The organism is Rhizobium sophoriradicis, from assembly GCF_025200795.1.
GTDB lineage: Bacteria > Pseudomonadota > Alphaproteobacteria > Rhizobiales > Rhizobiaceae > Rhizobium > Rhizobium sophoriradicis.
Map to the genome: position 1 here is coordinate 273,255 of NZ_CP104153.1, position 13,974 is coordinate 287,228.

11 protein-coding genes and 2 pseudogenes are annotated in these 13,974 nt (G+C 57.2%); 11 read left to right on the forward strand and 2 right to left on the reverse strand.

Annotated elements, in window-relative coordinates:
- The first annotated feature begins 1,039 nt into the window (after positions 1 to 1,039).
- On the forward strand, positions 1,040 to 1,309 hold the full coding sequence (locus tag N2597_RS23250) for a DUF982 domain-containing protein (RefSeq protein ID WP_010059857.1): 270 nt from the start codon (positions 1,040 to 1,042) through the stop codon (positions 1,307 to 1,309).
- A gap of 83 nt (positions 1,310 to 1,392) precedes the next feature.
- On the opposite strand, the gene N2597_RS23255 is transcribed toward N2597_RS23250, so the two are convergent.
- Positions 1,393 to 1,635, reverse strand: coding sequence for a hypothetical protein (locus tag N2597_RS23255; RefSeq protein ID WP_040112714.1), 243 nt, complete (start codon positions 1,633 to 1,635; stop codon positions 1,393 to 1,395).
- A gap of 592 nt (positions 1,636 to 2,227) precedes the next feature.
- On the opposite strand from N2597_RS23255, the gene htpG reads away from it, so the two are divergent.
- A complete protein-coding gene (gene htpG, locus N2597_RS23260; RefSeq protein WP_183599425.1) occupies positions 2,228 to 4,120 on the forward strand; it encodes a molecular chaperone HtpG in 1,893 nt (630 codons plus the stop codon).
- Positions 4,121 to 4,211: 91 nt separating this feature from the next.
- The gene (locus N2597_RS23265) at positions 4,212 to 4,436 is read left to right on the forward strand and encodes a hypothetical protein (RefSeq protein WP_183599423.1); all 225 of its coding nucleotides are present in this window, start codon (positions 4,212 to 4,214) and stop codon (positions 4,434 to 4,436) included.
- Between the two features lie 317 nt (positions 4,437 to 4,753).
- Here the strand turns inward: N2597_RS23265 and N2597_RS23270 are convergent.
- Positions 4,754 to 5,006, reverse strand: a pseudogene (locus tag N2597_RS23270) (SMP-30/gluconolactonase/LRE family protein); the annotation flags it as partial.
- A gap of 453 nt (positions 5,007 to 5,459) precedes the next feature.
- Between N2597_RS23270 and N2597_RS23275 the strand changes: the two are divergent.
- From N2597_RS23275 to N2597_RS23310, 8 genes and pseudogenes are all read left to right on the forward strand, one after another.
- Positions 5,460 to 6,134, forward strand: a pseudogene (locus tag N2597_RS23275) (transcriptional regulator).
- Positions 6,019 to 6,381: a hypothetical protein gene (locus N2597_RS23280; protein ID WP_183599455.1), complete on the forward strand. Its 363-nt coding sequence runs from the start codon at positions 6,019 to 6,021 to the stop codon at positions 6,379 to 6,381. Before N2597_RS23275 ends, N2597_RS23280 begins: the two are co-directional and overlap by 116 nt.
- Positions 6,263 to 6,811, forward strand: a complete 549-nt coding sequence (locus tag N2597_RS23285) for a hypothetical protein (protein ID WP_183599421.1) — start codon at positions 6,263 to 6,265, stop codon at positions 6,809 to 6,811. Before N2597_RS23280 ends, N2597_RS23285 begins: the two co-directional genes overlap by 119 nt.
- A gap of 408 nt (positions 6,812 to 7,219) precedes the next feature.
- Positions 7,220 to 7,810: a DUF1349 domain-containing protein gene (locus N2597_RS23290; RefSeq protein ID WP_183599419.1), complete on the forward strand. Its 591-nt coding sequence runs from the start codon at positions 7,220 to 7,222 to the stop codon at positions 7,808 to 7,810.
- Between the two features lie 151 nt (positions 7,811 to 7,961).
- Positions 7,962 to 8,741, forward strand: coding sequence for a histidinol-phosphatase (gene hisN / locus N2597_RS23295; RefSeq protein ID WP_183599417.1), 780 nt, complete (start codon positions 7,962 to 7,964; stop codon positions 8,739 to 8,741).
- Positions 8,742 to 9,353: 612 nt separating this feature from the next.
- Positions 9,354 to 11,159 (forward strand): thiamine pyrophosphate-binding protein, encoded by a 1,806-nt coding sequence (locus N2597_RS23300; RefSeq protein WP_183599415.1) that lies wholly within the window; start codon positions 9,354 to 9,356, stop codon positions 11,157 to 11,159.
- A gap of 101 nt (positions 11,160 to 11,260) precedes the next feature.
- Entirely contained in the window at positions 11,261 to 12,577 is a 1,317-nt protein-coding gene (hisD, locus tag N2597_RS23305) for a histidinol dehydrogenase (protein ID WP_183599413.1), read from the forward strand.
- 78 nt (positions 12,578 to 12,655) lie between these two features.
- Positions 12,656 to 13,906, forward strand: a complete 1,251-nt coding sequence (locus tag N2597_RS23310; RefSeq protein WP_183599411.1) for an ABC transporter substrate-binding protein — start codon at positions 12,656 to 12,658, stop codon at positions 13,904 to 13,906.
- The last annotated feature ends 68 nt before the right edge of the window (positions 13,907 to 13,974 follow it).

The window sequence follows — 13,974 nt, forward strand, 5'->3', positions numbered from 1 at the left end:
CAAGAGCGGTCCCGGGAGCTGCCGCGCGAAATAGTTGCTTGGAAGATACTCCCTGCGAGAACGTGAGCCGAGATTTTCACCAGCTCCACTCATTGGTCGCTGCAGTCAAGGGACTGCTGGAACGATAAAATCGGTGAAATGGTGGCCGCTCTGAACGTGTTCAAGCAAGACGAATTAGGATGCATCACCTCAATGCACAGGAACGTGCCCTTCAAGGAAAGAGCTCGGTCTGTCGTCCAACATTTCGACCGTCGTAGCTGCTGCTGTTGCCGGAGACCTTAGCCGGCGGATTCAAAACCTATGATAATCCTGATCTCGATCGGTTCGAGGCAAGCGTTAACGAGCTCGTGACCTCGGTGCGCTTCGGCGTCAGTAAGGCGCAGTGCGTCATCGCGGCATTGGCGCATGGAGATCTCACCGTTGAGATGCGAGGGCTCATTCGGAGAGCTCAACGCAAGTTCGCGCGGCGATCGCCGCGATCAATTCCGGCACAGGCGAGCTCAGCAATTAGTCCGACGACCTGTCCAAGCGGACCGAACAGCAGGCGGCTGCGTTGGAAGAAACCGCCGCAAGTCTCAAGGAGATCACATCGCTATGAATAGCCCCGCAGACCGCATGGCATTTTATATTCTAAGGTGGCGATCCTTCGTTGTTACTTAAACTAAAACGCCTATTTTGAACTGTACGTTTCAAGACAGAATCTTCCGGAAGATATAATAAACGTGACAGTAACTCCTATTTTTTGGTAATGAACATGAGGCTGCTCAACTATTTGTTGCTATCACCCTAAGCATCTAGTTCTCCTGTTATGTTGGGCGGCCGACAGTTTATTGGCTAGAAGGCTGGAGACCTGCGTTAGCCAGCCAAACCTGCAGAAAGCGCGGCGATGGCCGCTTGCGGGCAAGAACCAGAACGAGCTCCTGAACATCATGAAGAACAGGACTTCGCGCACATGAAACCATAAAAACCTCTCGGGTCATTATCCCATCAGATGCACCGCATCGTATTCCCAAGTCCCGCGTAGGAGGGAGCACTGAGAATGACACCAACTGCTCAACTTAATCGCGCCATCTGCGTTCAACGCGGGTATCTCGTTGACGAAGTCAAAACCCTCGACGAGGTGTTAGAATACCTGGAAAGTTGGCCGCAAGAGCGCCGAGGACTGGCGTACGAGACGTTATACAGAGCGTGTCGTGAAGCTGCCGCTGGAAGATTCCCGGTGAGTGCCGTTGCGGAGAATTTTCGTCGCTTCGTCAAAAGGCATCATATGCTGGCGGAAACTCACCCGACTCGCGCGTTCACCAACTAGCTCATTAATCGCGACAAATGCGATCACAGCCCGCCACCTGAGCTGGTAGGATTTTAGATAGCACGTTTGCGGTTCTGTCCTATTCAGGGCTCGCGCATCAGCTTCGCTATATTGTCACGGTTGAACGGTATGTCGCGACCGTGAGCGCGGATGTGGAGATCAATCCCAAACGGAATAGGGTCAAATGCCTTCAGATAGTCGATTGCATCGCGCATCGTCGGGAATGTCTTTTCCTCGGTGGCGTAACCATCTCGAACGTAGATGATCGTGGTTGCACTCTCGCCGTATATCGCGAACGTTTCCTTGGCGCTGAAGTTCTCGCTCATCTCACCTGCTCCATGCGGCCGGCAAACCCACTGGGTCCGGTGCCGAGACAATCGACTACGGTTCCCACTGTCGACTTGCGGGCAGAGCTTATGCTTGTCCGGGCGTGAAGAAGGCCAAATACGTCACCGCTATAATTATCGCGACAACGAAGATAGCCAGCACGTATTTGATCATGCCTCGCAGCTATTGCTCTGTATTGCGTACGAACTACAACATCGGTCAAGTTTAGAAGTTCCTGTGGTTCGACATGCTGGACAGTTGGCTTCTTAACGACCTCATTGATCGCCTCTCTGACGGGATAATAACTTGGTGCGCCATCCTTTTGCGGCGCAGCGCCATGGATGTGGGTGTTGGCGAACTCTCGCACAGCAACAACCTGTTTCGGATTAATGAAGACCTAGCGGGGTTTTGACCCGCATATTGGAATAATCCCATGCAATCGGCGCACAGGGCAGGCTCTGGCCATTCAGCCGCTGCAATGGAAAATGGCAACTGCGCGGGCCGCGGCCGTCTGTTTTCGCATCTTGAATTTTGAGCCTGGTTTCGCCAATTGATCGGCGCAAATTGCATTTCTTTGGAGAATCCGAGCACATGACGACAACTGTCGAACAGACCGCTGAAAGCCACGTCTTTGAGGCCGATGTTGCCCGCCTTTTGCATATGATGGTCCACTCCGTTTACTCGGACAAGGGCGTTTTCCTGCGCGAATTGATCTCGAATGGCGCCGATGCCTGCGAGAAGCTGCGCTATGAGGCGATCGAGACGCCTTCTCTGCTGGCGGCCGATGCCGAGAGCCGCATCACGCTGCGGCTTGACGAAGAGAGCCGGCAGCTTGTCGTGGAGGACAACGGCATCGGGATGCGGCGTGACGAGATGATTGAGGCGCTCGGTACGATCGCGAGGTCGGGGACGCGGGCGTTCATGGAGCGGATTGCAGGGAACAAGGCCGCTGAAGGCGCACAATTGATCGGACAGTTCGGCGTCGGCTTCTATTCCTGCTTTATGGTCGCCGAGCATGTCGATGTGATTTCCCGTCGCGCCGGCTCTGAGGAGGCCTGGAAATGGTCCTCGGATGGGAAGGGAAGCTATAGTGTCGAGGCGGCAAACCACGTCGAAGCGCCACCCCGCGGTACGCGCATCGTCCTCCATCTGATGGAAGATGCCAGGACATACACCTCAAGGTGGACCGTCGAACGAATCGTCAAAGAGCAATCCGGTCACGTCCCGGTCGCGATCCGCATTGTAGACAAACCCGGTGGCGAGCCGGTCCAGATAACGGACGGGACTGCGCTGTGGACCAAATCGAGGAGCGAAGTCAGCAAGGAAGACTATACCGATTTCTACCGCGGCCTATCTGGGCAATACGACGAACCGGCCCTGACTGTGCACTTTCGTGCCGAGGGGCGGCACGAATACACAGCCCTGGCGTTTGTACCGGGAACGCAGCCGTTCGACATGTTTGATCCCGAGCGCAAAGGACGGATGAAGCTTTACGTCAAGCGGGTATTCATTACCGACGATGCGGAACTGATGCCCAGATATCTGCGCTTCGTTCGAGGGCTGGTCGACACGGCTGACCTGCCGCTCAACGTGTCTCGCGAGTTGATCCAGGAGAGCCCCATTCTGGCGGCAATCCGCAAGGGTGTCACCAATAGGGTTATCACCGCGATCCAGAAACTGGCTGACGGCGAGCCGGAGACCTATCTCAAGTTCTGGGAGAATTTCGGACCCGTCTTGAAGGAGGGCATTTACGAGGATTACGAGCGGCGTGCACAATTGATGGCGCTTGCACGATTTCACACGTCGGCATCGCCGGAAGGACACCGTTCACTTGCCGAATACGTCAAAGACGCCAAAGAAGGCCAGGACGCCATCTACTATCTTGCGGGTGGCAGCCTGGACCAGTTGAGGGCGTCGCCCCAGCTCGAAGGGTTTCGGGCGCGAGGCATCGAAGTGCTGCTGCTAACCGACTCAGTCGACAGCTTCTGGGTGGTGAACGCGCCGGAATTCGAAGGAAAGGCGTTCAAATCGATCACGCAGGGAACTGCGGATTTGGCGCAATTTCCAAGGCTCGACAATCAAACGCCACCGGAACAGGACGGCGCCGGTTTGGCGACATTTATTGGCTTCGCAAGAGAAAAACTGGCCGGTCAGGTCGCCGATGTTCGGGCATCCGACCGCTTGACGGAGAGCGCGGTCTGCTTGGTTGCGCCGGAGGACGGCTATGACAGGCAGATGGAAAAGATCCTGCAAAACGCAGGTCGTCTCCAGGGAGCCACGAAACCGATCCTCGAAATCAACTTGGTACATCCCGTGATTAAAGCCATCGCGGCCGTCGAGGACGATGCGTCTTATCAAGAGGACGCAACGTTCCTGTTGCTCGATCAAGCGCGCATTCTCGACGGCGAACGGCCACAAGATCCCCGAAAATTCGCGCAACGGCTGGCGAGGGTTTTTGAGAGGTCAGTTCGGTCGGAGGGTTAGCCAGTTCACGCATTGCTTACCGCTCGACGTGGCGATCTCGCTGCTCAAACCCGCTCGGCTCCATGTCAGGAGCCGAGCCTTCCCGGTCCCCATGGCCAAAGGTTACGTTAGCTTGTTGTCGCGGCCCTCGCGGCTCGGGACCATCATCACCGGCTGGCTGGGGTTCGACGGCTGCGAGGAGTTCCGTCAACGCTCCAAAGTGCTCCCGCGCCGTCCTCAGTACATCAGCGCCGGCAATGGGAAGGTCGATGACGGCCTCGAGCGCACGAACGACGCGGCGGGCAGCTCGGCGGATTTCACGAGAAGACATATCTGATTTCAGGATCTCTGTCGCCAAGATGAATTTGGCGCGGTAGCTTGTCGCGTTCTGGGAGGAGTGCTGCCATTGGCGGTAAATCTGGTGCATGGCGTCTTAACGCGCCAGCTGTCGAAAACGTCGGCCATCATCTGCAAACACAGTGAATCGCATTTTAACTAAAACTTAAGCGTAAGTTAGTGGGGTCTTATTAAACTGTAACGCTTGGATCCGGCGTTCGCATGTTTCAGTGCCTTGCCAATAGCAAGATAGGGAGACGGCCGCCGGAACCCCTCGATGAGAATCCCGTCACACAAGAAGTCGGAACGTGCCGCGACCTATAGGGCGCCGGTTGCTGCGATGTAGACCGAATAGGGCCATGAAGAGGCGGTTGCGTTTGGGCCCGCCGAAGGTGAGGTTTGCAACGGTCTGGGGGGCACAGATCCTTGCCGATCAGTTTCCCGTCCAGTCGAAGCAATGGATGCCATTGCCTGCGCTCGACCAGAGACTTCCGTTCACATCGGTGCTGATGCCGTCCGGAATGCCGTTGTCGATGTGGCAGAAGACGCGACCGTTTGCGAGTCGGCTGCCAACTGCTCTCGGGTTCGATAACTTCAGAGAGTTCCGACAGATTTTCCGTCAGCACATCCGGGAGATTACGATTCGAGTCGCGGACACCCGGTGTTGACAGGAAGCCGCAATCACCGCCACCAATGATATTGGATCAATAAATACCTCTTACGCCACTGATACTGAGATAGCGCGGTCGCCGGTTCTGGCGCGGCGCAGCGACCTGCTTGTTGCCTAATGGATCGTCGGGAACCTGGAGAAGTCTCGAGACGAACTACTGGTCGCCGTTTCCTTTCAAGAACTTTGGGCGTATAGACCGTCCGCAGCCCCCATTAGATTGGCCACAAATTCTGCTCCCGGAATGATGCGGTGGATCGGAATGACGGTGGGTATAGACTGGTAGTCCGGTAGGCGCTATGCGTGATGTACCAGCATATCACCAAACAATCCTGCGGATTCTCCAAGGCTCTGATATTGAAAAAAGTGCAACGCAGTTTTGCCGTCGAGTACAAAGGCGGCAGGCGAAAACTCGATACCAGGTCAAACTCGATCTGGGGCAACGTGGATCTAAAGTCCGTCGCTCGCGACCTGGAGGAAGAGGCAATGCCGTTTCTGTCAGGCAGCTCTCAGAATGGCAAATCCCATAGTGAAATGTCTCTGCCAAAAACAGAACAGGCCGAGTCGTTGTTGACACCGCCTCTCGGGGCGTCGACAACTGCATCAGATACACAGGAGATAAGCATGGCCGACGAGACTGATACTGCAACCAATGGCGACGGACCAACCGTTGTCGAAACGCCCGTTGCGCCGAAGAAACAGCGCAAACCCCGCGCCAAGAAAGCGGCGGCACTCGAGACCGCGTCAGCTGACGCTACGGCAGAGCCAGCGGCTGCTCTGGCCGGCGCCGGTGGCGTGAAGAGGAGAGGACGCAAGACAAAGGTGATCGAAGGTGCGGCGAGCGCCAAGCGTGCACCTGTGCGCCGTGCTCCGAAGGCCGTGCAGACAGCCTCGGCCGCGCCGACGACAGCGATCGATGAAATGGCGGATCTCCTGCAGTAGGAAGAAGAAAATCAACGGCTGCGCAAGCTTCTGGCCGAAAAACTTCGCGCTGAAAATGCCGATCTGCGCAAACGGCTCAAGCTCGATTGATAAAAGCAGCCGGTCAACCGTCGGCCGCATTTCCATGCTTATCAAGATATGCATTTTGGCGGCGGGGATGCTGTTGCCAGAAGCAGCACTCACTGCCTGCTTGCGGGATAAAACGCGAGGTCGGATAGATGGCGTCTCCCTGGAAACTTCTTGCCCGACTGATCTCCCCGGGGCGCGAACAAAAGCGAGAAAGCGGCTCGACGGAGAAGGTGATGCCGGAGGCGTTGCCTATTTCCGGTCCGACTGAAACGGCTGGCGAGGAGAGCCTGCCTAGCGACTATCGACCGGCAAGCGAGGAGCTACCTCGTCACGGTCAAGCCGGTGCAATCTCTGTCGAGCCTGTGCAATCCGAAGAAGCCGTAAATGGTGGCCGCGATGAGGTCGAGCGCGGAGCCGCCAAGATTGCGGAGGCCACTGATCCCGCTTACTCCGGCGGTACCGGTATAGCCGTCACCGCTGCACAGAACAACATCAAGCGAGCTGTTGAGGTGGCACCGCGCAAGCAAAGGAGGCGCGGCCAGGAGGCGGTAGCGGCTGCGAATTTTTCCCAAGCTAACGACACTGCAGAGGACATGAGCCTCGACGAAGAGATCAGGGTACTCAGGAATCAACTGGCAAGAAAGCTAAAGGCGCAAAACGCGCAGTTAAGAAAAATGCTAGAGCGGTTTGAACGGTGAGCGTGTCGCGATGCCTTGCCCTTTGAGCCGGTATCGATTGCAAGCGTGTTGCAGGTAGAACAATCTCAGATTTGAATGGAGCGTCGCCGGTTCATATCCATTCAAGGCGACCAGATAAGAATCGCGTATTTATGACTACGGTGGCCGGCTGACCTCCAAAAGTTCTAAACTATCGCAATTCGCGTCCCACTCCCTCGAAGCGGCGCTTATTCGCGGATCCACCGACAACGTCACATCGCGTCAGGTTTGAGGCTATTGCGAAATTGTAGCCCTGAAATTCTGTGTGATTTTAATGCCGTTTTTGTTGCGTTGCTAGCTCTCTCACCAGGGCGCGTGTTCTCGTCGGGCAAATTTCCCACCGAGCCCCAGAACACAGCAGTCGAAATTAGATCGAAGTGGAGGTTGTAGATGAATTTGCAGAGGTTGCAGATTAGGGGTGAAAACCATGGAACGGCGGTGGTCGGCGATACCAGCTTGACGCTAACTGCCAATGGAAGCACTGACTGGTTCCATCATCCAGCTGACAGCTTTCGCCGAAACGACGTGCTTTCCTTAGGCACGGAAGTCGCTGAAGAGACCTTCGCAGTTACCGCCAGGGTTTCAGTTGAGTTCTCGTCGCCTTACGACGCGGGCGCCATTTTCGTGCAGACCGACGAGGATAACTGGGCAAAACTCGCGTTTGAATACTCGGCTGCCAGGAAGCCGACAATCGTAAGCGTTGTTACACGGACGACATCGGACGATTGCGACGGCCCGAACTTCCACAGAGAAGCTGTCTGGCTACGCGTCTATTGCGACGGGGATACGATTGCATTCCATTTTTCTGAGGACGGCAAATTCTGGCAGTTTCTGCGGTGGTTCGCTATCCCGGGCATTCGTAAGCGTCCAATTAAAGTTGGGTTTGGCGTTCAGTCGCCGACAGGAGAGGGCTCAAAGGCTCACTTCGACCATATCAAAATAACCTTTGAAAAGATCGCCGACCTGCGAAGCGGTGCCTAATTGGCATCAGCATAAGGGCGCACGCTATTTCGTCGGCATAAGAGGCGCAGATTTGCGTGACATTCGTCAGGATCAAAGACGGACGTGAAACTCAGCGTCAGCCGACGGACGGTGTTGCCACGCTTATAGACCAACGAGCTAGGAATAAACGATGAACCTTCCTACGGCGGATTTTCTGCACAGATTAGCCGACGCTGCCGATCGCGAGACAGTGTCGCGATTTCGGCAAAAGCTTGAGACGACAACAAAGCCAAAAGAGGGCTACCGCTTCGATCCAGTGACGGAAGCGGATCGAGAGGCCGAATTGGCAATGCGAGCGCTGATCTCCGAGGAGTTTCCCGATCACAGCGTTGTCGGTGAAGAATACGGCGTCACGGGAACTGGAGCCTGCCAGTGGGTCCTCGATCCGATTGATGGCACCCGTCCTTTCCTGCTTGGAATTCCGGTATGGGGAACTCTGATTGGCTTCTGCGAGCGAGGGCGAGCGACCGCAGGTTTGATGAGCCAACCGATCACGAGAGAGAGATTTTGGGCCCATAGCGGGGTGAGCTGGCTCAGGACGAACAATGCCACGACACGTCTGAGGACAAGTGCGTGCACGCGGCTCGCGGATGCAGTTTTGCATACCAACTCGCCCGAAGGCGTGCGCAGGAACCCCGACGTTCGATTTGATATGCTCGACGCGACGGTCAAAATGACCCGATATGGGGGTGAGTGTTACGCTTTCGCCATGTTGGCGGCCGGTCACATCGATATCTGCGTCGAATTCAGTCTGCAGCCTTACGACATCGTGCCCTTAATTCCGCTTATCGAGGCAGCGGGGGGCAAAGTAACGACCTTTGACGGATCGCGTCCGGAAAACGGAGGCCGCATTATCGCTTCTGCCAACGAGGAACTCCACGCCGCAGCGATCAGCGTTTTGATGCGTTGACGATGGAGCATGATGCGGCAATGGCTGTCGCGACGCGCGGCCAGTAGCTGAGACGGTGGGCGCGACAGTGCGTTTGCCGTCATCTGTTCCCGGATAGCCCGAGCTGAATCTGACGTTAGATCCGCGCGACTTTGCGGTTGTCAGCACAGGTTTAGATCGCCGACACCAAATAATCTGGGCCAACTTTCCACCTTACCTCAACTGCCACGGAAATTCACTCATCTGTGACGATGGACGTCTAACACCAAGTGTGCCTCTTTGATCAGTTCATTCCAGACGCGTTGAGCATTATGAAGCACTTCTAACTTCATAATGCTAATTCCGGCGAACGTGGTCGCCAGCTCAGAAACCGTCCCTCATTACCCTGCACATCGCCCGGTAGCCTCATCACGGAGCCTCCTGCCCGGGAGGGTTGTTGCCGCCGCAATTCAATCGGTGTCGGGTTTGCGCCGGTCGGAGCAACATAAAGCAAAGTGCGCTTCATCCTGCGTCACCGTTTCGAAGTCTGCGAACTTGCGAGTCCGCCCGATGCGGCCGCAATGTAGGCGCAGTTGAACGGCTGCGGTCATTGCCAGCCCACGACTAAAGAACAACGAACTTTAGAGGGTGAAGATGATGAAACTCACAGGTGGCCAGGTTGTCGCAAGGGCACTGAAAGAGTATGGCGTCGAATACGTGGCTGGCGTGCCGGGGCACGGGATCTGGTCGCTTTTCGACGCATTCCTTGAAGAAGGCTCGCAACTCCCGTTCATCCAGGTCATGCACGAGCAGAGCGCCGTCCATATGGCCGATGGATATTTCCGAGCCAGCGGAAAGCCGATGGCTTGCTCGACCTCTGTCGGGCCGGGGGCTGCAAATACCATCATCGGTCTTGCCACAGCGCTGACCGATTCAACCTCGCTTTTTTATGTGTCGGGCTCTCCCCAGACCTACATGCACGGCCACGGCACTATGCAGGAACTCGAGCGTCATCAGGATAACGCCTTCCCGCGCGTCACCGAGCAGGTTACCAAGCGTGCGTGGCAGGCAAATTCCGTTCAGGTTCTTCCCAGCATCATGCATCGTGCATTCAGCGAAATGCTGACCGGCCGTCCGGGTCCGGTGCACGTCGAAGTGCCGATGGACGTTCAGGTGGAGGCTTCGGAGGTTACGATCCATCCGCTTCAGAAGCGGCTTCCGATCGGCATAGCCTACCCAGATCCGCGCGCAATCGAAGCTGCGGTGAAGGTCCTTCTCGCAGCGGAGCGACCAGTCATTGTCGCAGGCGGCGGTGCGATATCTGCGAACGCGTCCGAGGAATTGACGCGGCTGGCTGAGAGATTGGGTGCAGCCGTCTCGATTACCTGGAACGGCAAGGGAGCGATCTCTGAAGATCACCAGCTGTTCATCGGGGCCGTCGGCCAGACCGGCACCACGTGCGGCAATAAAATTACGGCTTCGGCAGACGTCGTCGTCTCCGTCGGTTGTCGCTTCACGGATTGGTCCGCATCCTCCTATGCCAAGGGCGTCTCGTTCTCGATTCCCTCTGCGAAGCTGATCCACATCGATCTCGATCCACGCGAAATCGGCAAGAACTACGAGACCGAAGTCGGCATCGTCGCGGACGCCAAGGTTACGCTTGAAGCCGTCCTGTCGCTGATTTCCGACGCAGACTCCACAAAGATGCTGTCGCGCCGCGAGAATTTCCTGGCTGACGTACAGAAGGCGAAGGCAGATTGGCGCGCCCAGGTCGAGCCGCGTGAGACGAGCCGGGAAACGCCGTTCACGTCGCAGCGCCCCTTGATGGCGCTTCGCAAGGTGCTCGACCGTGACGGCATCGTCGTCGTCGGCTCGGGGAATACGCAAGGCTCCGTCAAGCAGAGCTTCCCGGTCTACAAGCCTCGCACGCACATCACGTCCGGCTCCTACTCGCCGATGGGATGGGCGGTGCCTGCAGCGCTCGGCGCGAAACTGGCTTGCCCGGACAAGCAGGTCGTCGCGATCGTCGGCGACGGCGATTTCATGATGTCTCTTCCAGAGATGGGAACGGCAGTCATGAACGGCATCAACGTCGTGTTCCTCGTACTGAACAATTTCGGATACATGTCCATCCGCGGTGGCCAGCGGAAGTTCATGGGTCGCCACGTCGCTTCCGAGTTCAACCACCATGTCGGCAATGGTGAACCCTATTCTGCCGACATCGCCGCCTCTGCACGCGCATTTGGTCTCGAAGCATGGAAGGTCGAGAAGGACGAGGACCTCGAAAGCAGCATCAAGGCTGCTTTGGAATGCGGTGGGCCGGCTCTCGTCGAGGTGATCGTATCGCGTGACGCCGCTGGCCCGTTCGCCACCGGCTGGTGGGACTTCCCGTCGCCGGCCTATTACGAGAAGGAACAGGCTGCCTACGCAAAGATGCGCGAACTCGAGCAGCATCTGTAGAGCCAACTTCAGGCTTGGGGCGCCGCCTGGCGCCCCGCCAACCACAGTCTCTCCAAACCCAGAATGCGGGGCACGGCTTCCGCAAACGAAGAGTTATTGTCATGATCAGACACATCAAAACTGCCCGAGCCTCGACGGCGGGCGCTTCCGATGGCGCGACAACGAAAGCTGTCGAGGAGCTCCTTTCTAAGGTGGAAGCCGGCGGCGACAAAGCGGTTCGGGAACTCTCCGTTAAATTCGACAAATTCGACCGCGAGTCCTATCGCCTGACAAAAGACGAGATCGCTGCCGCGATCAATTCGCTGACCAAGCAGGAGCGCGAGGACTTGGATTTTGCACAAGATCAGGTCCGCCGCTTCGCAAAGGCACAAAGAGATGCGCTGCAGGATCTCGAAGTCGAGACGATCCCAGGCGTGGTCCTGGGCCATCGCAATGTGCCGATCGAAAATGTTGGCTGCTACGTGCCAGGTGGAAAATATCCGCTGCTTGCATCGGCCCATATGACTGTGCTGACAGCGCGCGTGGCGGGCTGCGACCGCGTCATTACCTGTGCTCCGCCGTTCAACGGACAGATATCCAACAAGATCGTCGCCGCACAGGCTCTCGCCGGTGCAGACGAGATCTACTGCATTGGCGGTGTCCAGGCGATCGCGGCGATGGGCTATGGCACCGAAACGATCGAAGCCGTCGATATGCTTGCCGGTCCGGGCAATGCCTATGTGGCAGAGGCCAAGCGTCTTTTGTTCGGCAAGGTCGGTATCGACCTGTTTGCCGGCCCGACCGAAACGCTGGTGATTGCCGACGAAAGCGTCGACGGTGAAATCGTCGCAACGGACCTGCTCGGCCAGGCCGAACATGGCGCCAATTCTCCGGCTGTGCTCATCACCAATTCCGAGAAGCTCGCCAGGGATACACTTGCCGAAATCGACCGGCTCCTGCAGATCCTTCCGACGGCCGCCGTCGCCGGAAAAGCCTGGAACGACTGCGGAGAGATCATCCTCTGCGACACGATCGAGGAAATGGTGTCCGAAGCCGACCGTGTCGCTTCGGAACACGTTCAGGTCATGACGAGCGATCCGAACTATTTTCTCGAGAACATGAAAAACTATGGCGCGCTGTTCCTTGGCGCCCGCACCAATGTCGCCTTCGGCGACAAGGTCATCGGCACGAACCACACGCTGCCGACGAACAAGGCCGCGCGCTACACCGGCGGTCTGTGGGTCGGGAAATTCCTCAAGACCTGCACCTATCAGCGCATCGAGACCGATGAGGCATCAGCCCTTATCGGTGCCTATAGCTCTCGTCTCTGCCTGATGGAAGGCTTCGCGGGTCACGCCGAGCAAGCCAACATTCGTGTCCGCCGCTTCGGTGGCCGAAACATTCCTTACGCGGGGGCCGCCGGCCCGCGCGACGCATAACCCACTGGCAGCTTCGACACCCTCTTGTCGAGACTGCCAGCAATCCACCAACCGCTGAGGCAAAAAAGGGGAACTACAATGAAACTGAAAATGCTTGTTACCGCTTCGATCTCTCTTCTTCCGATAGCCGCTGTGGCGCAGGAGAAACCCAAGGTCGAAGGTATCCACCACTGGGTTTCCGAGAGCGAGGTCAAGGCGCTCAAGGTCATTACCGACAAGCTCGCCACCAAGGGCTATACTTGGCAGGACAGCGCGGTCGGCGGACTATCCGGCGCAAATGCCTTGCAGGCGCTGCGTACCCGACTTGCCGCCGGCAATCCGCCGACGACGATGCAATTTCTCGGCTTCGAGGGGCTCGACTGGGCGAACGAAGGTGTCTTGCGTTCGCTGAACGAGCTCTATGAGAAGAACGGGTGGGAAAAGACCATCTCTCCCCAGTTGGAAGCCTTCGTCAAGAACGGCGACGACTACATCTCCGTGCCGATCAACATGCATCGCCAGAACTGGATCTGGGCCAACAAGGCACTCTTCGACAAGTATGGCATCAGCGAGCCAAAGAGTTGGGACGAAGTGATCGCGGTTGGCCAAAAGCTGAAAGCAGCGGGTGTCATCCCTCTGGCGATGGGCGACGAGCCCTGGCAGATCCTCGAAGTCTTCGAAGCAATCGCGGCCGACATGAACGGGCCGGATTTCTACAAGAAGGCGATTGTCGATCTCGACGAGGACGAATTGTCGAGCGAGAAGATGGTTAAGACGTTCGACATGCTGCGCAAGGTTCGCGGCCTCGTCGATGACGGCTTCACCGGCCGCGACTGGGCGGTTGCCTCCGCAATGGTCGCCGACGGCAAGGCGGGTATGCAGCTGATGGGCGATTGGGCAAAGGGCGAGTTCCTCAACAAAGGTCTAAAGCCCGGATCCGACTTTCTCTGCTTCCCGACGCCGGCGCAGACACCTTATTTCAAGTTCGTCATCGACGCCTTCGGCCTCTTCAAGACCGATAGCGAACCGCTTGTCCTCGCGCAGGACGCCTGGGCAGAGTCCGTCATGGATCCGCAGGTCCAGAAGGACTTTAACAAGGTTAAGGGGTCGATCCCCGCCCGGATCGACATTTCGGTTTCGGACTTCGACGCCTGCGCACAGCGCAGCTTCGCCGACCGCGATGCAGCCCAGAAGAACGACACGATGCTCGGCGGGTTGACGGAAGGCTTCGCCAACCAGCCGCAGTTCACCGGTGTCTTCAGCGACGTGGTCGCGAAGTTCTTCACGACCGACATGTCTTCCGAGGACGCGGTCAAGGCACTCGTCGACGGAATCAACAACGCAAAGTGAGCGTCCGTCCGGCTCCAGCCCGCCTTGGCGGGCTGGATTACCGCACTTCGACGCACATGCGCCTCAAC

What these genes read in the sequence shown, in the direction of transcription:
- hisD (WP_183599413.1), top strand. Translation starts at nt 11,261, where the DNA reads ATGATCAGACACATCAAAACTGCCCGAGCCTCGACGGCGGGCGCTTCC.
- N2597_RS23255 (WP_040112714.1), bottom strand. Translation starts at nt 1,635, where the DNA reads ATGAGCGAGAACTTCAGCGCCAAGGAAACGTTCGCGATATACGGCGAG.
- htpG (WP_183599425.1), top strand. Translation starts at nt 2,228, where the DNA reads ATGACGACAACTGTCGAACAGACCGCTGAAAGCCACGTCTTTGAGGCC.
- N2597_RS23300 (WP_183599415.1), top strand. Translation starts at nt 9,354, where the DNA reads ATGATGAAACTCACAGGTGGCCAGGTTGTCGCAAGGGCACTGAAAGAG.
- N2597_RS23310 (WP_183599411.1), top strand. Translation starts at nt 12,656, where the DNA reads ATGAAACTGAAAATGCTTGTTACCGCTTCGATCTCTCTTCTTCCGATA.
- hisN (WP_183599417.1), top strand. Translation starts at nt 7,962, where the DNA reads ATGAACCTTCCTACGGCGGATTTTCTGCACAGATTAGCCGACGCTGCC.
- N2597_RS23285 (WP_183599421.1), top strand. Translation starts at nt 6,263, where the DNA reads ATGGCGTCTCCCTGGAAACTTCTTGCCCGACTGATCTCCCCGGGGCGC.
- N2597_RS23280 (WP_183599455.1), top strand. Translation starts at nt 6,019, where the DNA reads ATGAAATGGCGGATCTCCTGCAGTAGGAAGAAGAAAATCAACGGCTGC.
- N2597_RS23265 (WP_183599423.1), top strand. Translation starts at nt 4,212, where the DNA reads ATGGCCAAAGGTTACGTTAGCTTGTTGTCGCGGCCCTCGCGGCTCGGG.
- N2597_RS23250 (WP_010059857.1), top strand. Translation starts at nt 1,040, where the DNA reads ATGACACCAACTGCTCAACTTAATCGCGCCATCTGCGTTCAACGCGGG.
- N2597_RS23290 (WP_183599419.1), top strand. Translation starts at nt 7,220, where the DNA reads ATGAATTTGCAGAGGTTGCAGATTAGGGGTGAAAACCATGGAACGGCG.